Below are 26,926 nucleotides of genomic sequence, written 5' to 3' on the forward strand. Positions count from 1 at the left end.
GGCGAAACGCCGGCACATTGCTGGCAGGTGCACGACACCATAGCAGCGATTCGGCCACAGACCGGGAGCAAGCGGTTGCGGGCAGCGCACAGGGCCCGCTCCTCCCTGCGGGCGCGGACGGATACCCGTACGGGCTTACGCCGAGGCGCACTTGAGGGGGTGGCGGCCGCAGAGGGACGTGCGCGAGGGAGTCGGGGCGCGGCCCCGGCTCCCTCGTACGGCACTCAGCTCGTGCGCGCCGTCCCCGTGCCCTTCTCCGCGTCCAGCGCGTACACGCACCGGTCCTTGCTGCAGGCGTAGACGACGCCGTCCTTGACGACCGGCGATCCGGTGATCTCCCCGCCCGTGGCGAGCTTCCACCGCAGCCGGCCGTCGTCGGCCTTCAGCGTGTAGAGGAGGTGGTCGGTGGAGCCGAAGTGGATGCGGCCCTCCGCCACCGACGGGGCGCCGACGATCTCGCCGCCCGCCTGGAAGCGCCACTTGGGCGTGCCCGTGACCGCGTCCAGGGTGTAGAGGCCCTTGCCGCTGCCGACGTGGATGTGCCCGGCGGCCACCAGCACCGGCTCCAGCGAGGAGCGGGACTCCGTCGCGATGCGCCAGCGGTCACGGCCGTCGGTCGCGTCGAGGGCGTAGACCGTGCCGAGGTAGTCGGCGAGGTAGACGCCGCCGCCCGTGACGGCGGGACCCGGCGCGAACGTGGGGGCGGACAGGAACACCGCCGGGGCCTCGAAGTGCCAGCGGACGTGGCCGCCGGCGATGTCGACGGCGAGGACGCGGCTGCCGGCGGCGATGTAGACGTAGCCGTCGGAGGCCGGTGTCAGCCGCACCGGGACGCCGCCGCAGGAGGCCGCGTCGCCGATCGGGTACGACCAGCGCTCCTCGCCCGTACGGGCCTCCAGCGCGCGCAGCCGGGCGTCCTTCCAGACGTACACCGTGCCGTCCTGGACGACCGGCCCGGCCTCCGGGGTCTCGAAGTCGGTCTGCGCGCCGGTGAGCTCCCACAGCTTCTGCCCGTTGGACGCCTCCCAGCCCTGGACGCCGCCGCCCCGGGTGGCGGTGACCACCGTGCCCCGGTCGGCCTTCAGCGAGTACACCCAGGCTTCCGTGGACAGCCGCCAGAGGTCTGCGCCCTCGCGGGCGTCGAGCGCGAAGAGGGTCGGGCCGTCCGAGGCGTGGATACGGCCGTCCGCGACCGCCATCGACCAGGCGACGTCCCGGGTCTTGAAGCGACGCCGGCCTGTGGCCACGTCCAGGGCGTGCACCTCGAAGGAGGTGACGTAGACGAGGTCCCCGGCGACGGACGGGGTGCCCCAGACGTCGTTCGACATGCGGAAACGCCAGGGGCGCCAGCCGGAGGCGGCCGGTTCCGGGGCGGGCGGGGCCACGGCGGGCGCGGGGTCGGCGCCGTTCACTCCGGCGCGCGGCCGGGACCAGGACGCGGCGAGACCGGCCTCGGGAGGGGGCGCCTTCACCGCGGCGGCGCGGGCGTCGGCGACGCGCGGACCGGGCCCGATGGGCACCTGACCGCCGGCGAGCCGCACCGGCCCGGTGTCGGGGGCGCCGAGCCCGACGGGCGCGGGGTCGTACGAGGGCGGGGGCGGCGGTACGGGCGCGGGGCGCGCCCCGCCGCCGCTGCGGCCGCCGGAGGCCTGCTGGGGCTTGGCCGCGGGGCGTCCGCCCCGGCGGGTCTCGATCAGGCTGACCGCCTTCTCGGGCAGCCACGCCGACGCCGTACCGCTGTCGTCCGAGCCGGAGCCGAAGAGGTGGGGCGCGAGCTGCGCCTGGAGGTCGGCGGGGTTGGGGCGCGCGGTCGGGTCCATCTGCATACAGGACTCGATGAGGGGGCGCAGATCGTCCGGGAGCCCGGAGAGGTCCGGCCCCTCCCGCAGCAGCATGAACACGGTCTCGACGGGGTTGGCGCCGTGGAACGGCGCGTGCCCGGTGGCGGCGAAGACGAGCATCGAGCCGAGCGAGAAGACGTCGCTCGCGCCGGTCACGCTCCGGGAGTCCTTCGCCTGCTCGGGCGACATGTACGCCGGTGTACCGACGGCGACGTTCGTCATCGTCAGACGTGTGTTCGATACGCCGGAGGCGATGCCGAAGTCGATCACGCGCGGCCCGTCCTCGACGACGAGCACGTTGGAGGGCTTCAGGTCACGGTGGACGAGTCCGGCGCCGTGGATGGACTGGAGGGCTTCGGCCACGCCCGCGGCGAGCCAGCGGACGGCCTGGACCGGCATGGGCCCGCAGTCGTTCACTATCTCCTCGAGCGAGGGCGCGGGGACGTACGCGGTCGCCAGCCACGGCACGGCGGCACGCGGGTCGGCGTCGACCACGGCAGCCGTGTAGAAACCGGACACCGCGCGGGCCGCCTCGACCTCACGCGTGAACCGGACGCGGAAGAGCTGGTCCTCCGCGAGCTCGGTCCGCACGGTCTTGATCGCCACGCGCCGGCCCGACGCCGAGCGCGCCAGATAGACCAGCCCCATGCCGCCGGCCCCCAGCCGTCCCAGCACTTCGAACGGCCCGATCCGCCGCGGATCGTGCTGCGTCAGCTGATCCACCACTTGCCCTGCCACCTCCCCGTACGGACCGCGTCACCCACGTTGTGCGCGCGACCCCGTGCAGCGTCTCACCACCGCACCGCCATGGCGGCACGCACCCCGATTCTTCCTGCTACCGGGGGCAGGTTGCTAACCCGGGGGCGGATCGGGGTGTCTCAGGACAAAACCACGTCGTCCGCCCCTCGGGAAGTGGGAGCCCGGATGGTGGGACTGTTCGGCGGGCGATGTACCACCGGCGCACAACCTCGTCCGCCTGCCCGCCCACGGGCTTCTTCACTCCCCCACGGCCGCAGGGGAGCACCCGGCCGCAACACTGTCCGCAACGCGCAACCGAGCGGTCTTCCCGCTGGTCAGCCCCTGTCCTGCGGACCGTTCGCCGCGCGTTCCCCGGTCGGCCGCGTCTCGTCCTTGCGCTGGTCGTCCCCCCGCTGCCGGAGTTCGTCCGGATGCTGTTCGGCCTGCTCCGCCGCCTGCGGGGCCTCCCGCCAGCCGTTGTCGCGCTTCCGCTGGAGCAGCGCGAACGACGCCCCTTGATTGTCCGTGACGACCGCCACATTTCCGTACGAGGTGTCGAACGGCGGCACCTGCACCCGGCCCCCGAGCCGGCTGACGGTCCCGAGCGCGGCCTCGCAGTCCTCCGTGCCGAAGTGGACCAGGAAGTGCGGCGGCATCTCCGCCGGGAAGACGTCCGTGAGCGTGGCGCGGCCGAAGTCGGGGGTGGCGTCCGGGCCGAAGAGGGCCTCGTGGAACAGGTGGGCGTAGAAGGAGTTGGCCGCCTTGGTGTCGCGGGTGTAGAGCTCGGCCCACGCGAACGTGCCGGGCTCGTGGCGCCGGCCGAAACCGGGGTGCGCGGCGGCCTGCCAGAGGCCGAAGACCGCGCTCTCCGGGTCCGTGGCGAGCGCGGCGGTGCCGAGTCCGCCGACCGGGGTGGGCGGGGTGATCACCTGACCGCCGGCCGCGACGATCCGGGCGGTGAGAGCGAGCGCGTCCGGGGTCGCGAAGTGCACCGTCCACACGGTGGGGAGGCGGCCGTCGGGTTTGGGCGCGAGGGCGGCGACGGGGGCGCCCTCGACGTGCGCCCACACCTCGTGCGCGCCGTCCCCGGGCGCCACCGCGAAGGTCCACCCGAAGAGTTCGCCGTAGAACCGCTTGCCCGCTTCCACATCGGGCAACTGGGCGTCCACCCAGCAGGGGACGCCCTCGGCATACGGGGTCTCATCGGCCATAGGCCCAAGCTAAAGGCGCACGTGACAGCGCGCGCGCCGGGCGCGTCCGCTCGCGTCGGGGCGCCTGAGAACTCGGGGGCAGAGGTGCGCTGGCGGCCGCAGGGTGGTGGGGGGTGCGCGCGCAGCTCCCCGCGCCCCTGAAAAGCGGGGCTGCGCCCCGGCTTTTCCCCCGAAAGGGCCGCAGGCCCCTTTCAGGGGCGCGGGGAACTGCGCGACCAGCCCCCACCGGACGGACGCTGGGGGTCAAAGGGGCGCAGCCCCTTGAGGATGGGACGGGTAGGGGCGGCGGGGGCGAAAGAAAATGGCCAAGCCACCCCCTCCCCACCCCCCGAACCCCTTGGTGAGGCCCACACTCCCCATTTGCACTCGGCCGAATCGCGCTCCGATCACCCCTCGGTAAGCTGACGGCATGACAGGACAAGTGCGTACCGTCGACGGCCGCGTGGCCGGCCGACGAGGGCAGGCGACCCGGCAGAAGCTGCTCGACTGCCTCAGCGAGATGCTCAGCTCGTCGCCCTACCGGGACGTCAAAGTCATTGATGTCGCCCGGAAGGCGGGCACTTCACCCGCGACCTTCTACCAGTACTTCCCGGACGTCGAGGGCGCCGTCCTGGAGATCGCCGAGCAAATGGCCACCGAGGGTGCCACGTTGACGCGTCTCCTCGAAGGCCGCTCCTGGGTCGGCAAGGCCGGCTGGCAGACCGCCCAGGAACTCGTCGACGGATTCCTGGAGTTCTGGCGCAAGAACGACGCCATCCTCCGCGTGGTCGACCTGGGCGCCGCCGAGGGCGACAAGCGCTTCTACAAGATCCGCATGAAGATCCTGAACTCGGTCACCAACTCCCTCTCGGACACGGTCGCCGAGCTCCAGGCCAAGGGCCGCGTCGACAAGGACGTGAACCCGGCGGCCCTCGCCGGTTCCCTCGTCGCCATGCTCGCCTCGGTCTCCGGCCACCAGAAGGGCTTCCAGACCTGGGGCGTGAAGCAGGCCGAACTGAAGCCCAACCTGGCCCTCTTGGTCCACCTGGGCATCACCGGCAAGAAGCCCACGAAGTAGGCAGGAGCCCCCGGGCACGGCCCCCGGACGCGATTCCTGTCACGCAGACGGCACCCTCACCCGAGGAGTGCCGCCTGCCGCGTTCAGGGGGCCTGCACCGCAGCGCTCGGCCGCCCTCAGCGCCCGGCCGCACTCAGCGGCGCACGATCCGGAACACCCGTATCTCCCGGTCCACCCGGGCCTGATACGTCGAGTACGGCGGCCAGAACCGCAGCAACTCCTTCCACACCGCGGCCCGTTCCTCACCCGCCAGCAGATGCGCGGTGACGGGGATGTCCTGCCCCTTCCAGTTGATCTCGGCGTCGGGGTGGGCCAGCAGGTTGGCGCTCCAGGCGGGGTGACCGGGGCGACCGAAGTTCGACCCCACGAGGACCCAACTGCCGCCCCCGTCCTCGGGCATACAGGCCAGCGGCGTACGACGCGGCACCCCGCTGCGCGCACCGGTGGCGGTCAGCACGACCCCGGGCAGCAACTGTGCACTGAGCAGCACCCGCCCCCGGGTGACCCGGTGCACCGCCCGGTCCAGGGCGGGTATGACGTGCGGCGCGACCCGGGCGAACGCGGGTGCCGAGGACACCTTCTGCACCAGCCGTACGCCCATGTCCTTGATCCTCCCGGCCATCCCCGCCGCACCTCTCGAAGCCATCAGCCCCGCACCTCCTCGCGTACGCCCCGCCCGTCGAGCTCCCGCCCACCGGGACCCCGTCCACCGACACCCTGACCGTCACGTTCCCTGACCGTCACGTTCCCGGCCTTCCTGGTCCCGGCCTTCCTGGTCCCGGCCTTCCCGGTCCCGGCCTTCCCGGTCCCGGCCTTCCCGGTGCAAGCCGCCGCGGCCGCGCCCGTCGCGGTCCCGCTCCTCGCGGCCCTGCCCCCCGCCCGCGAAGACCCCCGCCACGTCGGCCGCCCACCCCCGCAGCCGGTGCACCGGTCCGAAGAGCAGTTCGTCCCCGGTCGCCCGCTTGAAGTACAGCTGTGCCTCGTGCTCCCAGGTGAACCCGATCCCGCCGTGCAGCTGGATGCCCTCCCCGGCGGCCGCCCGCAGGCCCTCCAGGGCCTGGGCGAGCGCCAGCCCCCCGACCTGCTCACCGCCCCTTTCACCGCCCGCTCACCCGCTCCAGGGGCGGCCGCAGCCGCCCAGGCCGCGTAGTACGCCGCAGAGCGGGCTGCCCGTACCCCTACGTACACCTCCGCCAGCCGGTGCTTCACCGCCTGGAACGACCCGATCGGCCGTCCGAACTGCTCCCGCTGCATCACATACGCGACCGTCCGCTCCAACACCCGGTCGGCGGCGCCCACGGCCTCCGCGGCGAGCACGGCCGCCGCCGCGTCCCCGACCCGAGCCAGGGCGCCCGGCACGTCAACTGCGTCGTCGCCCCCCAGCAACTCACCTCGCACATCGCGCAGTTCGATCCGGGCCACCGGTCGCGTCTCGTCGACGGAGGTCTGTCGCACCCGTACGACCCCGGCACCGTCCCCGGGACCGACCCCCACACCGTCCCCGGCCTCCCCGCTCCCCGCCCGTACCGCGAACAGCAGCGTCCGCGAGCGGGCGTACCCCCCGGCGTGCGCGGCGACGACCAGCAGCCCCGCGCTGTGCCCGTCGAGGACCTGGCCGGCTTCCCCGTAGAGCCGCCACCCGTCCCCGTCGCGGCGAGCCTGGACGCCGCCGGCCCGACCGCCGCCGGACCACGCGCCCCTGTTGTCCCCGGTCAGCGCCAGGGCGGTGGAGAGGGCGCCACCCGCTGCCACGAGGGCGCCGGTGAGCCGGCCGGAGGCGAGCAGGGGAAGCAGTTCGGCACGCTGCCGCTCGCTGCCGAGAGCGAGGACCAGAGGAGCGACGAGAACGGAGGTGGACAGCAAGGGGGACGGGGCCAGCGATCTCCCCATGTCCTCTGCCACCAGGGCGAGTTCGGTCATCGAGCAGCCGACGCCGCCGTACGGCTCGGGAAGTGCGAGCCCCGGCAGCCCGAGCTGGTCGGAGAGGGCGGCCCACAGCCCGCCGTCGTACCCCGCCTGCGTCCGCACGGCGGCCCGGACCTCCTCCGGACCACAGCGCTTGAGCAGCAACTCCCTTACCGTGCGCCGGATCTCCTCCTGCTCGGCGGTGAAGCGGGCATCCATGGACGGCACCCCTTCCGTTCCCCCAGCCACGTTCTCCGGATCTGACGGTCCGTCATATTAGGCCGGAAGCCCACGGAAGCACAGGGTCGCCGCACAGGGGCATCGGACAGGCTCATCTCGCAAAGTCACCGCACGGAGTCACCACACGAAGTCACCACCCAGAACCACCGCACAGGTTCCGCAGGTCCACTTCCCGTAGGTCCACCGACCCCACATCTGATGTACCGTCAGATTCATGAGCCGACGAAACGTCGCGATCGCCGGCGTCGCCCTGTCCGACTGCGGCCGGGTGGACGACGCGACCCCGTACGCGCTCCACGCGCAGGCGGCCCGCCGGGCCCTGGCCGACGCGGGGCTGGACCGCACCGCGATCGACGGCCTGGCCTCGGCCGGCCTCGGGACGCTGGCCCCGGTGGAGGTGGCGGAGTATCTGGGCCTGCGGCCCACCTGGGTGGACTCCACGTCCGTCGGGGGCTCGACCTGGGAGGTGATGGCGGCGCACGCGGCGGACGCGATCGCCGCCGGGCACGCGAACGTCGTCCTCCTCGTCTACGGCTGCACGGCCCGCGCGGACATCAAGGCGGGGCGCCGGACCGGCACCCTCTCCTTCGGAGCGCGCGGCCCCCTCCAGTACGAGGTCCCCTACGGGCACACCCTGATCGCCAAGTACGCCATGGCCGCGCGCCGCCACATGCACGAGTACGGCACGACCCTGGAGCAGCTGGCCTCGGTGGCCGTACAGGCCAGGGCGAACGCGGCGGCGAACCCCGAGGCGATGTTCCGCACCCCGATCACGGTCGACGACGTGCTGTCGTCCGCGCCGATCGCCGATCCCTTCACCAAGCTGCACTGCTGCATCCGCTCCGACGGGGGCGCGGCGGTCGTGCTGGCGGCCGAGGAGTACGTGCGGGACTGCCGGCCGACGACACCCGTGTGGATCCTCGGCACCGGCGAGTACACCTCCCACACGACGATGTCCGAGTGGCCCGACTTCACCGTCTCCCCGGCGGCGGTCAGCGGACGCCTGGCCTTCGAACGCGCCGGAGTACGCCCTGCGGAGATCGACTTCGCCGAGATCTACGACGCCTTCACGTACATGACCCTCGTGACCCTGGAGGACCTCGGGTTCTGCGCCAAGGGCGAGGGGGGCGCCTTCGTGGAGAAGGACCGCCTGACGCTGACCGGCGACCTCCCCGTCAACACCGACGGCGGTGGCCTCTCCGCCCAGCACCCCGGCATGCGCGGCCTCTTCCTCCTGGTGGAGGCCGTACGCCAGCTACGCGGCGAGGCGGGATCCCATCAGATCCGCACCCCCACCGGCGCCCTCCCCGGCCTGGCCGTCGCCTCGGGCACGGGTGGCTGGTTCTGCTCGTCGGGAACGGTGGTGCTGGGGCGGGGGTGAACGGCCGGGAACAGGCGGCGGAGCCGGGGTGCTGTAGTGACTCGGCAGCGAGAACGCCCCAGGCATCCCGGAGGAAGTGACATGGCACTGTCCCGCAAGGAGCGCGAGGAGTTTCTGGCCGAGGCCCACGTGGCCGCGTTGGCGGTGGACGCGGGGGACGGACGGGCCCCGCTCACGGTGCCGATCTGGTACCAGTACGAGCCCGGCGGCGACATCTGGGTCATGACCGGCCGGGACTCCCGCAAGAACCGGCTGATCCAGGCCGCCGGGCGCTTCACCCTGATGATCGACCGGCTGGAGCCCACCATCCGCTACGTCTCCGTCGAGGGCTCCGTCACCGACACGACCCCCGCCACGCTCGACGACCTCCGGGAGATCTCCGCCCGCTACCTCCCGCCCGAGAAGGTGGACGGCTACATGGACTTCGCCTCCGCCAACCACGGCGACCAGGTCGTCATTCACATGCGCCCCGAGCGGTGGGTCTCGTCCGACCTGGGCACGGTGTGAGACCGTCCCACCCATGATCGAGCCCCCTTCCCGGCCCCAGCCGGAGCCCCGGCCCCTGCAGCGGCCCGAGCCCCGAGCCCAGGCCGCGTCCGCCCCGTCCCGGCCGTCCGCGTTCGTCGAGGCGCTGCGTGGGCTGCGCGTCTGGGATCCGCAGGTCAGCGCCCTGCCCCTGTTCGACCCGGCCACGGCCCCCGCCGAGCCGGTAGCGCTCTTCACCACCTGGTTCGGGGACGTCGTGGCGGCCGGGGAGGTGGAGCCGCACACGATGTCGCTGGCCACGGCCGACGAGGAGGGTCGGCCGGACGTCCGTACGGTGATGCTGCACGACGTGGACGCGCGCGGCTGGCACTTCGCCTCCCACGCCGGAAGCCGCAAGGGCCGGCAGCTCGCGCACCGGCCGTACGCGTCCCTCGGTTTCTACTGGCCCCTCCTCGGCCGCCAGGTACGGGTGCGGGGCCGTGTCACGGTCGAGCCCGCCGAGGTCGCCCACGCCGACCTGCACGCCCGGTCGACGGGTGCGCTGGCCGCCGCCCTCGTCGGTCACCAGAGCGAGGTCCTGTCCTCGTACGAGGAGTTGGAGCGCGCGTCGGAGGCCGCCTGGGCACGGGCCGCGCGGGAACCGGACGTGCCCGTGCCCTCCTGGACGGCGTACGTCGTGGAGCCGGACGAGGTGGAGTTCTTCCAGGGGGACGCGAGACGCCGCCACGTACGGCTCAACTACCGTCGGGCAGACGGTGGTTGGATCACGGAGCTGCTGTGGCCCTGAGGCCGCCGACGGGCAGGGCCCTCAGACCTTCTCCCACACCGACACGTGCTTGGTGCTGTCGTTCGTGAAGGGCTCCCCCTTCCACCCCGCCCACCGGTTCCGCAGCCGCATCCCGGCCAGCCGCGCCATGAGGTCCAGTTCGGCCGGCCAGACGTACCGGAACGGGATCGACCGGTACTCCGTCCGCCCGTCGACGACCGTCACGTGGTGCGACCGCATCCCCTGCGTCGCCACGTCGTACGTGTCGAACCCCAGCCGCCCCGGACCGACCCGGAACGGCACCGCGTTCTGTCCCGGCGGCAGTCTGCGCAGGTCGGGCACCCCGACCTCGATGACGAAGTGACCGCCCGGCACGAGATGGGCGGCGGCGTTGCGGAAGCACTCCACCTGCGCGTCCTGCGTGGTCAGATTGCCGATCGTGTTGAAGACCAGGTAGGCGACGGTGAACCCGGGACCGCCGACCCGTGTCGTGGCGAAGTCCCCTACGGTGACGCCGATGCCGTCGCCGCCCGGCTTGGCCTGCAACCGCCGGACCATGGCCCGCGACAGGTCGATCCCGTGCACCGGCACGCCCCGGCGGGCGAGCGGCAGGGCGATCCGCCCGGTGCCGATCCCGAACTCCAGGGCCCGCGCGTCCCCTCCCGGCGCGGCCGCGAGGTCGGCGATCAGGTCCACGACAGGATTGACGGCGTCCGCGCCGAACACCTCGTCGGAGGGGTCGTCCGAGGGGCCGTCGTAGTGCGCGGCGACGGCTTCGCCGAAGTAGCCGTCGGGATCGTCGACAGTCTCGTACTCGTCCACGAAGCCACTCCCGTTCCCGTTCCCGTTCCCGTTCCCGTTGCCGTTCCCGTCGCCGCTCTTGCTCCCGTTCCCGTTGCCGCTTGCGCTTACGTCGTCCGAACTCATCGAATCCCCTCCGGGGTCGGGTCCGTGGCCAGTCGGGCGTGCAGGTGGGCGTCCCGGAATTCCTGCCGGCTCTCCTCGGCGAACGCCGCCCCGCGCATGAGCCCCTCGTACGAGAACCCGCACAGCTCGGCGATACGGCAGGACGCGGTATGGCCGACGACGTGGTCGAGTTCGAGCCGGTGGATGCCGAGTTCGGCGAACGTCCAGCGGGCGGCGAGGTCGAGGGCCCGGGTGGCGACCCGGCGGCCACGGGCCTCGGGCAGCACCCAGTAGCCGACGACGGCCCGGCGCATGTGCGCGTCGATCCCGCTCAGCCCGACCTGCCCGAGGGTCGCGCCGCTCTCCGCGTCCGTGATCCGGAAGGCCACGGTCGTGCCCTCCGCGTCGGACTCGGCGCGCCGCCGCAGTGACTCCCGGGCGCCCTCGAAGCTCGCGTCCCACACCAGAGGGTTGTTCCACCGCCGGAAGTCCGGGTCGGTACGCCCCCGCAGCCACGCCTCGACATCAGCGTCGGACTCGGGGTCCCAGGCACACAGGCGCAGCCCGTGCCCGTACGGCTCGACGGAAGACGCGGGGGACGAATCGCAGGGCGGCACACGCTCATCAGTACGGCTCACCCGCCCATTGAAACGCGTACCCCCTCACCGACGCGCGCGAAATACGGGCACCACGAACTCCCCCGCTTCCCGGAACACCACCTCCAACTCCATCCCCACCCGCAGCCCACCGGCCTTCGCCCCGGCCTTCTCGCTGGTCTCCTCCACGACCTCGGTCATCATCCGGGGGCCCTCCACGAGGTCGACCACGGCGGGGACGTACGGAGTCCGCTCCCCGAAGGGCGGCAGGTCGTTGCGGTGGACGACGGACCAGGTGTAGAGCACGGCGCGCCCGGAGGCCTCCTCCCACCCCACGTCCTCGCTCCAGCAGTACGGACAGAACTCGCGCGGGTAGTGGTGGGCGCGTCCACAGCCCGCCGCTCCGCACCGCCGCAGCAGCAAGCGCCCGTCGGCGGCGGCGTCCCAGTACGTACGACTGAGGCCGTCGGCCTCCGGCTGATCGAACCGCACGCCCTCGCCGCCCCTCACCACCAGACTCCCCTCACCGCCGGGCTCCCCTCCCGCCTCAGAACAGCCCCAACGCGCTGTCCACCGACCACGTCTGCCATGACATCCCGAACAGCGCCACCACCGAGATGAGCGCCATCATCGAGTTCTGCCCCTGCTCGGCCCAGTCGTGGATCATCAGCACGAGATAGAGGAGATTGAGCACCAGCCCACCGACGAGCGCGATCGGCGTGAGAAAGCCGAGGATCAGCCCGAGTCCGAGGGCGAGTTCGGCGTAGACGACGACATAGGCCATGGCCTTCTGCCGAGGCCTGACCACCACGTCGAACCCCCCGCGCACCGCCCCCCACCGGTGCTTCTCCGCGACCCCCGCCGCCCACGCGATCCCGGCTCCGTCCTGGAACCAGGCCCTCTTGTCCTTGTGCCGCCAGCTCTCCAGCCACCACAGCCCGAGCCCGATTCGAAGCACGGCCACCCATTCGGCACCGCTGAGCCAGATCGTCTCCATGGACATCGCCCTTCCGCACCCACGCGGGAATCTGACGGTACGTCAGTTCAGCGGATGGGCGGGCCGACGCGCAAGGGGGCCGCTACTCGTATCTGATGCGCCCTTTGGGGAAGGCTTCCACGCCGATCAGTCGCTTGTCGGCCTGGGACACCCCCACCGCGCGGACGGAGAGACCATCCATGCGCTCAAGACCGGTCACGTCGATGGGCGCGGTTCCGACGGCGCGCACCCGGAGAATGAGGTGGGTCAAGGACGGGAAAGCGGCCGGGATCCCCGTCAGGTCGACTACCGACGGCATGCGCGACGGCACTCTGGTGACATAGACGAGCAGGTGGGTCACCTGGTGGTGCACGAGATTCGGCGGCATCGCCAGCAGGTCATCGGACTCCAGGACCAGATGGGTCAGGGCCGGGAGGCCTCCGATGGCCGACAGCCCCCGCACGGCTGGCCCGAAGAGCCCCAGATGCGTGAGGCGTTCCCATCGGTCGGCCGCTTCTCGCGTCCAGTCGGCAGGCATGGCGATGAGGGACATCTCGGCCACGTGCGGCAGTGGAGGCAGTCTGAAATGGGCGTCTGCCTTCTGATTCCACGGCACTCGCAGGGGCTCGTCGTCGAACAGGACGCTGAGCACGGAACTGGGGACCCCCACACCGAGCGTCGACAAGCCGCGCGCGGTGGCGAGGGGGGCCAGCGAGACGTCACCCTTCAGAGCCGACTCGCTGATGTACAAGTCGTGGACCCCGTGCTCGTCCACGAAGGTCACGACCTCTTCCGCCGGAACGTCTCTGATGACCGAGAGGCTTTCGACCCGGCCCACCACCCCGGCCTGCGCGAGCTGCCCAGGTACGGAGATCGTCAGCTCCCGCACATCCAGTCCGGAGAGCACGTCACGGGCATACTCCCCGCCGGGAAAGCGGTCCCAGGCAGAGACGAGGGCGGCCGCCAGGCCTGCGCGGTGTCCGTCGGGAATCCGGGACAGGAAGCTGAGCGCCTCAGGTCCCCCGATCTCGCGGGCCAGATGCACGGCGTAGAGGCTGAGGCGAGGGCGCCCAGGCTGCGCAGCCGATCACGGACCTTCTCGTCGAACCGCTGGAGGGTGATCTCGCGTTCCCCCTCGGCGGTGAGGTAGCCGGCGACCCACGAGAGGATCGCCCGTCGCTGGTCGGCGTCCAGGTGGGGCAGCGGATCCCGAGTCCGAAGTGGGCGTCATGAATGTGAACCGGCCTTTCGGTAAAGGAGGTTGCCACAGAACATGATGAGGCAGCCCGGGACGCCACACTCGGAGCATCCGGGCATTGCCCCCGAACCTGTTTTCCCGGTCAGGCCTCGTACAACTCCTCCAGCCCGACGAGCGACACGTCTCCCCCCTCCGCCTCCGCTCGCAGCGCGTCGCTGAAACCCACCGCGCCGAAGCACACCAGTCGGCAGTGCTCCGCGTCCATGCCCCGCCCTACGAGCAGGTCCCTGGCCCGACGCAGCCGCTCCAGATGCGGAATCCCCATGACGGTCCCCCACTTGGCCTCGCCGAGCAGGGCCACGGCCGGACGGCTCCCCCCGGTTCCCTGCTCGACCACAGCAACGTCGACCTGGATCTGCCGACGCGCCTTCGGATCGCTCACCACACCGCCGCCGACCTCCCCCAGGGACGTACGCAGCAAGGACCGCCCCGGACCGAGCACGTACTCCCTGCACATCGTCTCGAAGTGCGGCCCTGCCACCTGTGCCGCGAAGCGCTCCGCCGAGCCGGCCCAGACCTCCGCGGCCTGCCCGCTCTCGAGCCGCGTCCAGGAAGGGCGCATGACCGCCTCGTAGAAATTGATCAGTGGCTCGACGATCCGGTACTGCGACTTCCCCGCCCGGAAGAGGTCCGCCTCACGGGCGAGCAGGTGGCTGTCCTCCAGGACGTTGAGCGGATGCGAGATGTCGACGGACTTGCGGCCGATGTAGCCCGCGATGCCACCACGCGTCGTGTTTCCCTGGGCGACCGCCGCGAGCACCGAGTGGTACAGCGCGGTATCACGGATGTCGGCCTCCTCGGCGAGCAGATAGCGCGCTTCCCGGAAGAGGGGACTGAACGGCGACAGGACCGTGCGGCAGATCCAGTCGTCGAAGTCCCCCAGGCTCACCGGAACGTCGTCGGCCAGGAACTGGCGACGGTAGGCGGGCGTCCCCCCGAGGACGGCGTGCAGCCGGGCGGCCAGGGCGGGTTCGGCCGCGACGCCCCAGAAGTCGGCTGCCGCCCGGTACCCGAAGGGGCGGACGACGAGTTCGAGTTGCGCCCGGCCGCGCAGGGGTGCGGTGCTCGCGAGAAGCCCACCCATCACGGACATCGCCGAACCGCACAGCAGAAGCCTCATCGTGCTCCGCTCGACCTGAAAACGGTCGATCTCACGCTGAATGAGCGACGGCAGCTCCGGGACGACCTTCGCCAGGTACGGAAACTCGTCGATGACCACGAGGAACGGCGAGCCGGGCACCGAAGACACACCCGAAGGCGCATCGGACCTCGAAGACGCATCGGCGCCTTGCCGACCGGCGGCCGGGACGCCCCGGTGGGCAGAGGCCGCCGCCTCGGGCACGGCGAGTCCGAAGAGATAGGAGACCGCGTCGTCCCAGTCGGCGAACGAGAAAGGCACGGGGGACCCGACGAAATCAGCGAGCGCGGCGCTGAGCTGACGCAGGGACTCCGCCGCGGTCCCGGCCGTAGCCCCGAAGTAGAACCCGCCCCGTTCCTCGACGAGCGCCCGCAGCAGATAGGTCTTGCCCATGCGCCGTCTGCCGCTGACGATCCCGAGCATGGCGTGCGGCAGCGTGCGTCCGGCGAAGGCGGTGAGGGCGTTCCACTCCGCGGCCCGGTCGAAGACGTGAGACGGCTTACCCGGCGGTCCTTGCTGCACGCTGCTCCTTAGGAGTACACCCCTAAGGAGCATACTCCTAAGACCTGCCTTTGGCTCCGCGACACCTTCCCCCCACATTCCGAGCGGACTACGCCACAGACCCCACCCACCCTCCTACACCCGTGATCAATCCGCAACCAATTCCGGTCTTGACCGAGACCCAACAAGTGAAGGCGTGAATACGCTCAGGCACATGGCCGACTCCACTGCACCCGCCGACTCCACCGCGTCCGCGGGGCCTGCGACCCCCGCCCCCGCCGACCGCCCCGTCTATGTGATCGGCGGCGGACCCGGCGGCCTGGCCGTCGCGTACGCGCTGCGGGCCCGGGGCGTGCGCGCGGTCGTGCTGGAGAAGTCGGACAAGGTCGGGGCGTCCTGGCGGCGGCACTACGACCGTCTGCACCTGCACACGACCCGGCGCCTCTCGGCGCTGCCCGGCCTGCCCATGCCGCGCCGCTTCGGCCGGTGGACCTCCCGGGACGACGTCGTGCGGTACCTGGAGAAGTACGCCGAGGTGCACCAGCTGGAGATCGTCACGGGCGTCGAGGTCTCCCGCGTCGAGCGCTGCGCGGACGGCACCGGCTGGCTGCTGCACGCCACCGGCGGCCGCGAGCTGACCGGCGGCGCGGTCGTCGTCGCCACCGGCTACAACCACACGCCCCACATCCCCGACTGGCCCGGCCGGGACTCGTACCAGGGCGAGCTGGCGCACGCCGCCGAGTACCGCAACCCGCAGCCCTACGCCGGCCGGGACGTCCTCGTCGTCGGCATCGGCAACACCGGCGCCGAGATCGCCGTCGACCTCGTCGAGGGCGGGGCGGCGCGCGTCCGGCTCGCGGTGCGGACGGCCCCGCACATCGTGCGCCGGTCGACCGCCGGGTGGGCGGCCCAGTACACGGGCGTCCTCGTACGGCGGCTGCCGGTCGCCCTCGTGGACCGGCTCGCGAAGCCGATGGCGAAGCTCAGCGTGCCGGACCTGTCGGCGCACGGCCTGGCCCGCCCCGACACCGGCCTCTACTCCCGCGTCCACGAGGGTGCTGTCCCTGTACAGGACGTCGGCCTCATCGACGCCGTACGCAAGGGGAAGGTCGAGATCGTCGGCTCTGTCGAGGGGTTCGAGGACGGCAAGGTCGTCCTCGGCGACGGCACCCGCGTCGAGACCGACGCCGTGATCGCCGCCACCGGCTACCGGCGGGCCCTGGAGGGGCTCGTCGGACACCTCGACGTGCTCGACGAGCGCGGCAAGCCCGTCGTACACGGCGCCCACACCCCTGGGAACGCCCCGGGCCTGTACTTCACCGGCTTCACCAACCCCATCAGCGGCATGCTCCGCGAACTCGCCCTCGACGCCGAGAAGATCGCCAAGGCGGTCACCAAGGCCGGCGGGGTCGCCACCCTCGACGCGATCACCGTACGAATCCGCACCGCCCGCTGACGGCCCCCTCCACATGGACACACACCACCGTCGGGCGAGCCCGCTCCCCCGGCCACCGAGTCGTCGTTCGCGGGCGACCCGATCACCTGATCGTCGTTCGCGGACGCCGCCGGTCACAGGTCTGACCACCGCCCCGCGTGGGTACAACCTCCTTACTGCCGCGTAACTTTGCTCGCACACCCATTCCTGACACAGCGTCAGTTCAGTAGTCTTAAATCTGACGTGTCGTCAGATACGTGAACGTCTCCACGTCACTGAATTGGCTGTCACACAGGAGCGGGCGGACCGATGCTTGGATCAACCCACGGCACCCTCACCACCGACTCCCGCCGGGCCCGGGCCATCGCGTGCGGCGAGCACCCCGCACAGGTCGTGCACGGCAGGCCCGCCGAGGCCGGCGACCTCGATGTCAGCGGACGCCCGTTGTACGCAGACGTCCCCGATCTGGACCGATTCTTCCGGCCGGAGTCCATGGCGGTCGTCGGCGCCTCGGACGCGGAGGGCCGGCCGAACACCGGGATCACCCGCCAACTGCTCGCCTGGTCCGAACGCGTCGGCGCCCGGCTCCACCCCGTGCACCCCACCCGGGAGTCGGTCTTCGGCATCCCCTGCGCCCCTTCCGTCGCCGCTCTGCCCGAACAGGTCGACCTCGCCGTCCTCCTCGTCTCCGACCCCCTCCCCGTGATCGGCGAACTGGCCGAGGCCAAGGTGAAGTTCGCCGTCGCCTTCGCCTCCGGTTTCGCCGAGACCGGCGCGGAGGGTGCCGCCGCCCAGGAGCGGCTGGCCGCCGCCGTGGCCCGGGCCGACGGCCTGCGGCTGCTCGGCCCCAACACCAACCTCAACGCCTTCGAGCGCTTCCGCGACGACCTCGACGGCCCGGCGATCGCGCTGATCACCCAGTCCGGCCACCAGGGCCGCCCCGTCTTCTCCCTCCAGGAACTCGGCATCCGCCTCTCCCACTGGGCCCCCACCGGCAACGAGGCCGACCTGGAGACCGCCGACTTCATCTCCTACTTCGCCGAACGCCCCGAGGTGGGCGCCATCGCCGCGTACGTCGAGGGCCTCAAGGACGGCCGAGCCTTCCTCCTCGCCGCCGACCGGGCCGCCCGGCGCGGTGTCCCCGTCGTCGCCGTCAAGGTCGGCCGCACCGAGACCGGGGCCCGCACCGCCGCCTCCCACACCGGCAAGCTCACCGGCGCGGACGCGGTCGTCGACGCGGCGATGCGGCAGTACGGAGTGATCCGCGTCGACGGGCTCGACGAACTCCAGGACACGGCGACCCTGTTGGCCAGGGCCCGGCGACCGCGCGTCCCGGGACCGTCGGCCACCGCGGCACCGGCACCGGCACGGGGGTCAGCCGTACCGCGACCCGAAGGCGTCGTCGTCTATTCGATCTCGGGCGGCACGGGCGCGCACTTCGCCGACCTGGCCACCGAGGCCGGACTGCCCCTCCCCACGCTCTCCGAGGCCAAGCAGGCCGAGCTGCACCAGTGGATACCCGACTATCTGAGCGTGGCCAACCCCGTCGACAACGGCGGCCACCCGGTGGGTGACTGGCGCGGCCCCCGCATCCTCGACGCGATCCTCGACGACCCGGAGGTCGGGGTGCTGATCTGCCCCATCACCGGCCCCTTCCCTCCCATGAGCGACAAGCTCGCCCAGGACCTGGTGGACGCGGCGGAGCGGACGGACAAGCTGGTGTGCGTGGTGTGGGGGTCCCCGGTGGGCACCGAGGCCGCGTACCGCGAGACGCTGCTGGGGTCGTCCCGGGTGGCGACCTTCCGCACCTTCGCCAACTGCATCACGGCCGTCCGCGCCCACCTCGACCACTCCCGCTTCACGGCCGCCTACCGCTCCCCCTTCGACGAGGCACCCCGCTCCCCCTCGCCCTCCTTCCGCAAGGCGCAGGCACTGATGCGGCCGGGGCAGCAGCTGAGCGAGCACGCCGCCAAGCAATTGCTGCGGGCTTACGGCATCCGCGTGCCGCGCGAGCAGTTGGTGACCAGTGCGGCGGCGGCCGTACGCGCGGCGAGCCTGGTCGGCTACCCGGTGGTGATGAAGGCGTCCGGCGCGAGCATCGCCCACAAGACGGAGCTCGGCCTGGTGAAGATCGGCCTGACCTCCGCGAGCCAGGTCCGCGACGCCTATCGCGAACTCACCGACATCGCCCGCTACGAGGACGTCTCCCTCGACGGGGTGCTGGTGTGCCAGATGGTGGAGCGGGGCGTGGAGATGGTCGTGGGCATGACCCACGACGACCTCTTCGGGCCCACGGTCACGGTGGGGCTCGGCGGCGTCCTCGTGGAGGTGCTCCGCGACTCCGCCGTACGCGTACCGCCCTTCGGCGAGGACCAGGCCCACGCCATGCTCGCCGAACTGCGTGGGCGGGCCCTGCTGGACGGGGTGCGCGGGGCTCCCCCGTCCGACGTGGACGCCCTGGTGGAGGTCGTGCTCCGCGTGCAGCGCATGGCGCTCGAACTCGGGGACCAGATAGCGGAGCTGGACATCAACCCCCTGATGGTGCTGCCGAGGGGGCAGGGGGCGGTGGCCCTGGACGCGCTGGCGGTGTGCCGCTGAGCGCCGACGCGCGAGGAAGGCACCCCACCCGACCAGGACGACCTTCACTCCCCGTAAGAATAGGAGCACCCACATGTCCGCTTCCCCCCGTGAACATCCCGAAAAATCCCGTGACTCATTGATACGGCACGCCACTGACAACGCCGTCTCGTGGATCACTCTCAACCGCCCCGAGGCGATGAACGCCATCACCCCTGACCAGCGAGAACGCCTCATCCGACTCCTCTTTGACGCCTCCGCCGACCCCGCCGTGCGCGCGGTGGTGATCACGGGCACGGGCCGCGGCTTCTGCGCGGGCGCGGACCTGCGGGGCTCGACGACGGACGGCGGAGAGCGGGTGCCCGGTGACGTGGCGCGCGTCATCCGGCTCGGTGCCCAGCGCCTGATCGCGGCCGTACTCGACTGCGAGAAGCCGGTGATCGCGGCGGTGAACGGCACCGCGGCCGGTATCGGCGCGCACCTCGCCCTCGCCTGCGACCTGGTCCTGGCGGCCGAGGAAGCCCGTTTCATCGAGGTGTTCGTCCGGCGCGGGCTGGTCCCCGACGGCGGCGGCGCGTACCTGCTCCCCCGTCTCATCGGCCCGCAGCGGGCGAAGGAGCTGATGTTCTTCGGTGACGCCCTGTCCGCCGCCGACGCGGAGCGCCTCGGCCTCGTCAACCGCGTCGTCCCCGCCCAGGACCTGGAGAAGACGGCCCGCGCGTGGGCGGACCGCCTGGCCGCCGGCCCGACCCGCTCCCTGGCCGCGACCAAGCACCTGGTCAACACCTCCCTCGAGACCGACCGCGCCACCGCCTTCGCCGCCGAGGCCGCCGCACAGGAGATCAACATGGCGACGGCCGACGCCCAGGAGGGCGTGGCGAGCTTCGTGGAACGACGCACACCGCGTTTCGAGGGCCGCTGACCGCCGAGGAGAGCCTCGGCACGAGCCTTCACTTCTGACGGCCCGTCAGCTCTAATGACTCACGTGATGGGACACGCGGGAATGGCAGCCGCCGCCGTCCGCTATCTGAGAGCGGCTCCGGCGGACAGGAGCCGTGGGGCGACGCACGCGCCCCCGGTCGTCGACCCCCTGCCCCGCCCGGACCTGCGCTGCGTCGGGGAGCACGAGCGGGCACCGGTCGACCAGGCCGAGTTCCGCCGCGTCCTGGGTCACTTCGCGACCGGCGTCACGGTGATCACGGCACCGGGGATCCCCGTGGCGGCCGCCCCCGACGCGCACGCCGGTGAGCGCACCGGCGCACACACCGACGGCCATCTCCACGGGCAGCTCGACGGCCATCTCGACGGACAATCGGCCGACCGCCCCGCCGGCTTCGCCTGCCAGTCCTTCTCCGCGCTCTCCCTCGACCCGCCCCTCGTCGTCTTCATGGTCGGCCGTACGTCGACGACCTGGCCCCGGATCGCCCGAGCCGGTGTGTTCTGCGTGAACGTACTCGGCGCGGACCAGGGCGAGTTGTGCCGGCGCTTCGCGGTGAGCGGCACGGACAAGTTCGCCGGCGTGGCCCACACCCCGGCCCCCGCCACGGGCTCCCCCCGCCTCACCGGAGCCCTCGCCTGGATCGACTGCACGATCCACGCCGTACACCCCGGCGGCGACCACCTGATCGTGGTGGGCCGGGTGGAGACACTGGGCGCCGACACCGACGACGGCACCGCCGACACGGATGGCGCGCCGCTGCTGTTCCACCGGGGCCGCTTCGGTGGCTTCGCGGTCGGCTAGGTCGCCGACATCGTCCCGCCCACGAGCAGCAGGCACAGCGTGGCCAGCGTGCCCCAGAGGAGGATCGCCGCGCAGGGCTGCACGGGACGGCCCATGTCGGCGCGCACCAGGGTGTGGTGGGTGACCAGGGCCGCAGGCAGCGCAGCCGCGTAGAACGCGAGGCCGGGAAGCAGCCAGGACGGTACGGCCAAGGCGGGAAGCACCCAGAGGGTGCAGGCGGGCGGGATCCACCACCATGCGACGCGGCCAGTGAGCTGCCGCGCCGTCCAGGCTGCGAGTGCCACTGCCGGGAGCACGTACGCCACGGTCATGAGGGCGGCGGCGAAGAGGATGAGGAGGAGCAGCAGCGGGGAGAGCAGGAGCACCCCGAAAGACGCCGCGGGTACCCGCCCGGAGTCGAGTCCGGCCAGAAGGAGGACCGCGCACGACAGCCCGCCTTCCACGCCCAGTACCGCCATGGAAACAGCGGACGGCGCCGCACCCGCGCGAGCCTCGCTCTCGTCCCCGTCCGGCACCCCGGCTGTCGCCGCCATGGACATCACCAGCACCCCTCCCCGCCTACAGGGAGGGTGCCACGGCCGAATCGGTTGCGCCGCACGGTTTCCCGGCCGCGTCCACCCCGGCACCTCAGACCACCGCCGGCGCCCGCGCCCTCCCCACCGGTCGTCGTCGTATCACCAGTGCCATCAGGGCGGCCGCCGCGCCCAGCGCGCCCGAGGCGTACCAGACGACGTCGTATCCGCCGAAGGCGTCGCGGGCGAGGCCGCCGAGGAAGGCGACCAGGGCGGCGCCGACCTGGTGGGAGGCGAGGACCCAGCCGAAGACGATGGCGCTGTCCTCGCCGTAGTGCTCCCACACCGCCAGTCCGGCGGCCAAAAGGTTCTTCGCTGCGTTCACGTCCCGGTCGTGGGTCGTCCCGCAGTCGCACGTCCAGGTGCGGACGCTCAGCGAACATCTTGTCCTGCAAGGTGCCGCAGGCGGAGCACAGCTTGGACGAGGGGAACCAGCGGTCGACCGCGATCACTTCGCGCCCGTACCACTGGGCCTTGTACCCCAGCATGCTCCGGAAGTCGGCCCACGCCGCGTCGGAGATGGCACGGGCCAGTTTGCCGTTCTTCACCATGTTCCGAACGGTGAGGTCCTCGATCGCGATCGTTTGGTTCTCACGAACGAGCCGAGTGGTCAGCTTGTGCCCGGGGGTTGGAGATCTTCTCGCCGGTCGAGAGCGTCAGGAGGTGGTCGAGTCCGACGTCGCGCCTGCTGGACCGATCGACAGGCCGCGCGAGCATCGAGCGGTACTCGACCACACCGGAGTGAGGGATCGGGGCGCTCCCCTGCGGGACCGCCCCGTACGGGCGCCTTGCCACCGAATCCGCCCCGACCGGAAGCCACGGAAGCCGCCCCCGTGGTCGCAACTCCCAAGCCCCTCAGAACGTGAGCACCGCCCGCGCCACCCGCCCCTCCCCCGCGTCCTCCGCCGCCTTCGCGAAGTCCTCCACCGGATACGTGGCCGTGACCAGCTCGTCCAGGAGCAGTCGCCCCTCCCGGTACAGGTCGGCGTAGAGGGCGATGTCCCGCTGCGGCCGGGACGACCCGTAGCGGCAGCCCAGGATCGACTTGTCCAGGTAGAGGGAGGAGACGAGGAAGGACGCCTCGGCGGTCGCGGCCGGCACCCCGAGCAGGATCGCCTGCCCGTGCCGGTCCAGCAGGTCGACGGCCTGGCGGATGAGGTCGACCCGGCCGACGCACTCGAACGCGTGGTCGGCGCCGGTGGGGAGGATGTCCCGCACCCCGTCCACGGACGTCAGGAAGTGCGTGGCGCCGAACCGCCGCGCCACCGCCTCCTTCTCCGGATTGGCGTCCACGGCGACGATCCGCGTGGCCCCCGCGAGCCGCGCACCCTGCACCACGTTGAGCCCGATCCCGCCGGCCCCGATGACGACGACACCGTCCCCCCGGTCGACGCGGGCCCGGTTGAGCACGGCCCCCACCCCGGTCAGCACCCCGCACCCGATCAGCGCGGCGGAGGTCAGGGGGATGTCCTGCGGGATCCGTACGGCCTGCACGGCCTTGACCACCGTCTGCTCCGCGAAGGCGGAGTTCGCGGCGAACTGGAACACCTCACGCCCGCCCCGCGAGAACGGCCGCGTGGGCCGCCCGATCGCCCGTCGGCACATGGTCGGCCGTCCCCGGTCGCAGTCGGCGCAGGCCCCGCAGTTGGCGAGGGTGGACAGGGCCACGTGGTCCCCGGGCCGGACGTGCCGGACCCCCGCCCCCACCTCCGCGACGACCCCGGCCCCCTCGTGCCCGAGCACCACGGGAACAGGGAACGGAATGGTCCCGTCCACCACCGACAGATCGCTGTGGCAGAGGCCGGCGGCCCTGATCGCGACCCGCACCTCACCGGGCCCCGGCTCCCGCACGGCCAGATCGTCGACGACCTCGGCCCGCTTCCCGTCGAACACCACTCCGCGCATGGCCTCCACCCTTCGGTGTTCTCAGCCTCTCGGCTCCCTCGGCAGACCGAGCACCCGCTCGGCGATGATCGTGCGCTGCACCTCGTCCGAACCGCCGTAGATGGTGTCGGCCCGGCTGAACAGGAACATCTGCTGCGACGGGTCCAGTGCGTACGGCTCCGCAGCCGACCACTCCCGCGGTCCGACGACCGCCTCCGCGCCCCGCACCTCCATCGCCAGCTCCCCGAGCCGCCGGTGCCACCGCCCCCACAGCAACTTGGCCACACTCGGCGCGCCCGGCTCCGCGCCGCCCTCCGCCCCGCCGAGCGTCCGCAGGGCGTTCCACCGCATGGTCTTCAACTCGGCCCACTGTCGGACGAGTCGATCACGTACGACGGCGTCGTCCACCGCCCCGCTGTCCACGGCGGCGCGCACGACACTCCCCAACTCCTGCTCGAACCCGATCTGTTGGGCGAGCGTCGACACCCCGCGTTCGAAGCCGAGCAGTCCCATGGCGACCCGCCAGCCGCTCCCGTCGCCCCCGACGACATGCTCCGCGCGGGCGTGCGCCCCGTCGAAGAACACCTCGTTGAACTCGCTCGTCCCGGTCATCTGCCGGATGGGCCGCACCTCGATCCGCCCCGGCTGGTCCATCGGCACGAGCAGCAACGACAGCCCGTGGTGCCGCTCGGAGCGCGCCTCGGTCCGGGCCAGCACGAAGCACCAGTCGGCCTCGTGGGCGAGCGAGGTCCAGATCTTCTGCCCGGTGATCCGGTACGACCCGTCTCCCGCCCGCTCCGCCTTCGTCCGCACACCGGCGAGGTCGGACCCGGCGCCGGGCTCGCTGTATCCCTGGCACCAGAGTTCGTCGCCGCGCGCGATCGCCGGCAGGAACCGCCGCTTCTGCTCCTCGCTCCCGAACGCGATCAGCGTCGGCGCGAGCAGCTTCTCCCCGATGTGCCCGGAGCGGGCGGGTACGTCCGCCCGCGCGTACTCCTCGGCCCACACCACCTGTTGGACGAGCGTGGCCGTCCGGTTCCCGTACCCGCCCTCGCTCCAGCCGAGCCCGATCCACCCGGCGGCGCCGAGCGTCCGCTCCCAGGTGCGCCGCTCCGCGTGCACCCCGGCGTGCGCCCCCAGCCAGGCCCGCGCGTCCGCCCGGAAGGCCTCGTCCTCATCACTGAACCCGAAGTCCATGCCGCCTCCAAGATGACCGCCGCGCTGATGGTGGTGCGTGGTGGGTGAGTCCGGGTGCGTTGTCGGGTGCGGGTCGGTGGGGCTTCTCGCGCAGTTCCCCGCCCCCCTGAAAGACGCGGCCCCCATGGCCCTGAAAGGCGACCGGCGGCGAGCCCGAGAGGCACCGGCGCAGCCCCTGCTTCTCAGGGGCGCGGGGAGCTGCGCGACCAGCACCCACGCACCCGCAGCCGAGAACTCGCCCCGTTCGGCAGGGCCCTCACGCGTTCGGCCGCGCCCCGGACGCCGCCGCACGAGCCATCCCCTCCACCCGTTCCAGCATCGGCATCGGATCCACCCCCACCGCCCCCGGCAGGAACTCCGCGATCCTCTCCGGCGTCCAGCCTCCTTCGGCGTACGCGGCACGCAACTCCCGCGGCTGCGCCCACACCGCGATCTTCGGCCCGGCGACCGTGTACACCTGCCCGGTCACCCCCGCCTCCCGGGCCCGCTCGGACAGCAGGTACACCACGAACGCGGCCACGTCCTCCGGTTCACCGATCTCGGTCAGCTCCATCGGCACCCCCGCCGACATCCGCGTACGCGCGACCGGCGCCACCGCGTTCGCGGTCACCCCGTACCGGTGCAGGCCGAGCGCCGCGCTCCGCACCAGCGAGATGATCCCGCCCTTCGCCGCGCTGTAGTTGGCCTGCGAGACGGACCCCTGGTGGTTGCCGCTGGTGAACCCGATCAGGGTCCCGGCCCGTTGCTTGCGCATGACGGCGGACGCCGCCCGGAACACGGTGAAGGTGCCCTTGAGGTGTGTGGCGATCACCGGATCCCACTCCTCCTCGGCCATGTTGAACAGCATCCGCTCGCGCAGGATCCCGGCGACGCACACGACCCCGTCGATCCGTCCGTACGTCTCGACCGCCGTGTCCACGACCCGCTGCCCGCCGGCCATCGTGGAGATGTCGTCGGCGACGGCGACCGCCTCGCCCCCGGCGGCCTCGATCTCCTTGACGACGGCCTCGGCGACGGAGCTGGTGGGTTCGGAGCCGTCGACGGAGACGCCGTAGTCGTTGACGACGACCCGCGCTCCCTCGGCGGCGGCGCCGAGGGCGACCGCACGGCCGATCCCCCGCCCCGCTCCGGTGACGGCGACGACCTTGCCTGCCAGGAAATGTCCCACCCCGAGCCCTTCCCCTCATCACGTCACCCGGCGAACCGCTGTCCGCCGGACCGCTACCCGATGCCGTACATCTGATGCACTGTTATCTGACGGGTCGTTAGATTTGCTCGTACGGCGATTCTACGACCCGCCGGATACGCCACCACAAGCCCTCGGGGAGGCCCGATGTCATCGCCCACGGAGTTCGCCGCGTTCACGGACATCGCCAAGCGCGTGAACAACTGGGGGCGTTGGGGGGCGGACGACGAGATCGGCACCCTCAACCTGATCACCGACGAGGTCGTCCGGCGGGCCGCCGCCTCGGTGCGTTCCGGGCGCCGCGTGCCGCTGGCGCTGCCCCTGCAGCAGGACGGCGTGCAGACGGGGATGATGCCGGGCCGGGTCAATCCGCTGCACGCGATGGTGCAGATCAACCAGGAGATCTTCGGTCCGGGCACGGTCGCGTGCAGCGACGACGCGGTGACCATGGGACTCCAGTCGGCGACCCACTGGGACGCGCTCACCCATGTCTCGCACTCGGGCCGGGTCTACAACGGCCGCCCCGCGGACACGATCACCCCGCACGGCGGCGCGGCCTTCGCCGGTATCGACAAGGCGCGGCACATCGTCTCGCGCGGCGTCCTGCTGGATGTTCCGCGCGCCCTGGGACTGGCCGACGACCGGCTGCCCGGCGGCCACGCCGTCACCCCGGAAGACCTGGACGCCGCCGAGGAGTTGGCGGGCACCCGGGTCCGGGCGGGCGACATCGTGCTGGTCCGCACCGGGCAGATCCGGTCCTACCTCGCCGGGGACAAGCACGCGTACGCGTTCCCGTCACCGGGGCTGTCGCTGCGTACACCCGAGTGGTTCCACGCGCGCGATGTGGCGGCCGTCGCCAATGACACCCTGACGTTCGAGATCTTCCCTCCGGAGGTCGAGGGCCTGTGGCTGCCGGTGCACGCGCTCGACCTGGTCGAGATGGGGATGCCGCAGGGCCAGAACTGGAACCTGGAGGAGTTGTCCACAGCCTGTGGACAAGCAGGGCGGTACGACTTCCTGCTCTCGGCGATGCCGGAGCCGTTCGTCGGGGCGACGGGCACACCGGTGGCGCCGATCGCCATCCTGTAGACCGCCTCCCGCGGGCGCGCGCGGGCCGACTGGCGGCGCGCCGCCCGCCCGGAGCGGGTGTTTCGAACGTCCCGCACGGCACCGCGCGCCGCCATCCGGCTTCGGCGCACCCGCCCTTGTTTCCCGGGCCCTGCGGGGAGCCGGCGCCGAATCACGACCCACACTCGTCGAGGGCTCCGTCACCGTGACCCTCGTCGTCCCCTCGCGGCGAATCGCTGAACACAAGCGTGATCAAACGGACATGG

The 26,926-nt window shown here is 72.0% G+C and carries 22 protein-coding genes and 3 pseudogenes; 9 read left to right on the forward strand and 16 right to left on the reverse strand.

Features of this window, described 5'->3' with window-relative positions; all coding sequences use genetic code 11:
* Positions 1-224 precede the first annotated feature (224 nt).
* Both GWK25_RS39030 and GWK25_RS39035 read right to left on the reverse strand, forming a co-directional pair.
* Positions 225-2,567, reverse strand: a complete 2,343-nt coding sequence (locus GWK25_RS39030) for a PQQ-binding-like beta-propeller repeat protein (RefSeq protein WP_215456231.1) — start codon at positions 2,565-2,567, stop codon at positions 225-227.
* Positions 2,568-2,914: 347 nt separating this feature from the next.
* The gene (locus GWK25_RS39035) at positions 2,915-3,790 is read right to left on the reverse strand and encodes a VOC family protein (RefSeq protein ID WP_215456232.1); all 876 of its coding nucleotides are present in this window, start codon (positions 3,788-3,790) and stop codon (positions 2,915-2,917) included.
* 409 nt (positions 3,791-4,199) lie between these two features.
* Between GWK25_RS39035 and GWK25_RS39040 the strand changes: the two genes are divergently transcribed.
* A complete protein-coding gene (locus GWK25_RS39040; protein WP_184892725.1) occupies positions 4,200-4,847 on the forward strand; it encodes a TetR family transcriptional regulator in 648 nt (215 codons plus the stop codon).
* A 133-nt stretch (positions 4,848-4,980) separates the two neighbouring features.
* Here the strand turns inward: GWK25_RS39040 and GWK25_RS39045 are convergent, their stop codons facing one another.
* Both GWK25_RS39045 and GWK25_RS39050 read right to left on the reverse strand, forming a co-directional pair.
* Complete coding sequence (locus tag GWK25_RS39045) at positions 4,981-5,493, reverse strand: nitroreductase/quinone reductase family protein (protein WP_374200672.1); 513 nt, start codon at positions 5,491-5,493, stop codon at positions 4,981-4,983.
* Positions 5,494-5,571: 78 nt separating this feature from the next.
* A pseudogene (locus GWK25_RS39050) lies at positions 5,572-6,971 on the reverse strand (acyl-CoA dehydrogenase family protein).
* 235 nt (positions 6,972-7,206) lie between these two features.
* On the opposite strand from GWK25_RS39050, the gene GWK25_RS39055 reads away from it, so the two are divergent.
* From GWK25_RS39055 to GWK25_RS39065, 3 genes are all read left to right on the forward strand, one after another.
* Complete coding sequence (locus GWK25_RS39055; protein ID WP_215456233.1) at positions 7,207-8,373, forward strand: acetyl-CoA acetyltransferase; 1,167 nt, start codon at positions 7,207-7,209, stop codon at positions 8,371-8,373.
* 81 nt (positions 8,374-8,454) lie between these two features.
* A complete protein-coding gene (locus GWK25_RS39060) occupies positions 8,455-8,880 on the forward strand; it encodes a pyridoxamine 5'-phosphate oxidase family protein (RefSeq protein WP_215456234.1) in 426 nt (141 codons plus the stop codon).
* Between the two features lie 13 nt (positions 8,881-8,893).
* A complete protein-coding gene (locus tag GWK25_RS39065) occupies positions 8,894-9,646 on the forward strand; it encodes a pyridoxal 5'-phosphate synthase (protein ID WP_215456235.1) in 753 nt (250 codons plus the stop codon).
* Positions 9,647-9,667: 21 nt separating this feature from the next.
* Here GWK25_RS39065 and GWK25_RS39070 read toward each other — a convergent pair whose 3' ends face one another.
* From GWK25_RS39070 to GWK25_RS39095, 6 genes are all read right to left on the reverse strand, one after another.
* Positions 9,668-10,447 carry a class I SAM-dependent methyltransferase gene (locus GWK25_RS39070; protein WP_308404431.1) on the reverse strand — a complete coding sequence of 260 codons (780 nt, stop codon included), beginning with the start codon at positions 10,445-10,447 and terminating at the stop codon, positions 9,668-9,670.
* A gap of 101 nt (positions 10,448-10,548) precedes the next feature.
* Entirely contained in the window at positions 10,549-11,169 is a 621-nt protein-coding gene (locus GWK25_RS39075) for a GNAT family N-acetyltransferase (protein ID WP_215456237.1), read from the reverse strand.
* Positions 11,170-11,193: 24 nt separating this feature from the next.
* A complete protein-coding gene (locus GWK25_RS39080; protein ID WP_215456238.1) occupies positions 11,194-11,619 on the reverse strand; it encodes an OB-fold domain-containing protein in 426 nt (141 codons plus the stop codon).
* A 55-nt stretch (positions 11,620-11,674) separates the two neighbouring features.
* Positions 11,675-12,124 (reverse strand): DoxX family protein, encoded by a 450-nt coding sequence (locus tag GWK25_RS39085; RefSeq protein ID WP_215456239.1) that lies wholly within the window; start codon positions 12,122-12,124, stop codon positions 11,675-11,677.
* Between the two features lie 82 nt (positions 12,125-12,206).
* A complete protein-coding gene (locus tag GWK25_RS39090; protein ID WP_215456240.1) occupies positions 12,207-13,148 on the reverse strand; it encodes a hypothetical protein in 942 nt (313 codons plus the stop codon).
* Positions 13,149-13,443: 295 nt separating this feature from the next.
* Positions 13,444-15,021 carry an ATP-binding protein gene (locus GWK25_RS39095; protein WP_308404432.1) on the reverse strand — a complete coding sequence of 526 codons (1,578 nt, stop codon included), beginning with the start codon at positions 15,019-15,021 and terminating at the stop codon, positions 13,444-13,446.
* A 193-nt stretch (positions 15,022-15,214) separates the two neighbouring features.
* Here GWK25_RS39095 and GWK25_RS39100 point away from each other — a divergent pair, with 193 nt between their 5' ends.
* The 4 genes from GWK25_RS39100 to GWK25_RS39115 all read left to right on the forward strand — a co-directional run bounded on the left by GWK25_RS39100 (position 15,215) and on the right by GWK25_RS39115 (position 20,753).
* Positions 15,215-16,456 (forward strand): NAD(P)/FAD-dependent oxidoreductase, encoded by a 1,242-nt coding sequence (locus tag GWK25_RS39100; protein ID WP_215456242.1) that lies wholly within the window; start codon positions 15,215-15,217, stop codon positions 16,454-16,456.
* Positions 16,457-16,744: 288 nt separating this feature from the next.
* Positions 16,745-19,033: an acetate--CoA ligase family protein gene (locus tag GWK25_RS39105; RefSeq protein ID WP_215456243.1), complete on the forward strand. Its 2,289-nt coding sequence runs from the start codon at positions 16,745-16,747 to the stop codon at positions 19,031-19,033.
* A 73-nt stretch (positions 19,034-19,106) separates the two neighbouring features.
* The gene (locus GWK25_RS39110; protein WP_215456244.1) at positions 19,107-19,934 is read left to right on the forward strand and encodes an enoyl-CoA hydratase/isomerase family protein; all 828 of its coding nucleotides are present in this window, start codon (positions 19,107-19,109) and stop codon (positions 19,932-19,934) included.
* Between the two features lie 66 nt (positions 19,935-20,000).
* On the forward strand, positions 20,001-20,753 hold the full coding sequence (locus GWK25_RS39115) for a flavin reductase family protein (protein WP_251829235.1): 753 nt from the start codon (positions 20,001-20,003) through the stop codon (positions 20,751-20,753).
* On the opposite strand, the gene GWK25_RS39120 is transcribed toward GWK25_RS39115, so the two are convergent.
* The 6 genes and pseudogenes from GWK25_RS39120 to GWK25_RS39145 form a co-directional block, all read right to left on the reverse strand.
* Complete coding sequence (locus GWK25_RS39120) at positions 20,750-21,286, reverse strand: hypothetical protein (protein WP_215456245.1); 537 nt, start codon at positions 21,284-21,286, stop codon at positions 20,750-20,752. The genes GWK25_RS39115 and GWK25_RS39120 overlap by 4 nt on opposite strands.
* Positions 21,287-21,380: 94 nt before the next feature.
* Positions 21,381-21,605, reverse strand: a pseudogene (locus tag GWK25_RS39125) (MFS transporter); the annotation flags it as partial.
* A gap of 3 nt (positions 21,606-21,608) precedes the next feature.
* Positions 21,609-22,006, reverse strand: a pseudogene (locus GWK25_RS44925) (RNA-guided endonuclease TnpB family protein); the annotation flags it as partial.
* A 174-nt stretch (positions 22,007-22,180) separates the two neighbouring features.
* Positions 22,181-23,230, reverse strand: a complete 1,050-nt coding sequence (locus tag GWK25_RS39135; protein WP_215456246.1) for a Zn-dependent alcohol dehydrogenase — start codon at positions 23,228-23,230, stop codon at positions 22,181-22,183.
* A gap of 21 nt (positions 23,231-23,251) precedes the next feature.
* The gene (locus tag GWK25_RS39140; protein WP_215456247.1) at positions 23,252-24,406 is read right to left on the reverse strand and encodes an acyl-CoA dehydrogenase family protein; all 1,155 of its coding nucleotides are present in this window, start codon (positions 24,404-24,406) and stop codon (positions 23,252-23,254) included.
* A gap of 256 nt (positions 24,407-24,662) precedes the next feature.
* On the reverse strand, positions 24,663-25,574 hold the full coding sequence (locus tag GWK25_RS39145; protein ID WP_215456248.1) for an SDR family NAD(P)-dependent oxidoreductase: 912 nt from the start codon (positions 25,572-25,574) through the stop codon (positions 24,663-24,665).
* Positions 25,575-25,739: 165 nt separating this feature from the next.
* Here GWK25_RS39145 and GWK25_RS39150 point away from each other — a divergent pair, with 165 nt between their 5' ends.
* Positions 25,740-26,681 (forward strand): cyclase family protein, encoded by a 942-nt coding sequence (locus GWK25_RS39150; protein WP_215456249.1) that lies wholly within the window; start codon positions 25,740-25,742, stop codon positions 26,679-26,681.
* Positions 26,682-26,926: the final 245 nt, after the last annotated feature.

Source organism: Streptomyces sp. ATCC 21386 (genome assembly GCF_018728545.1).
Lineage (GTDB): Bacteria > Actinomycetota > Actinomycetes > Streptomycetales > Streptomycetaceae > Streptomyces.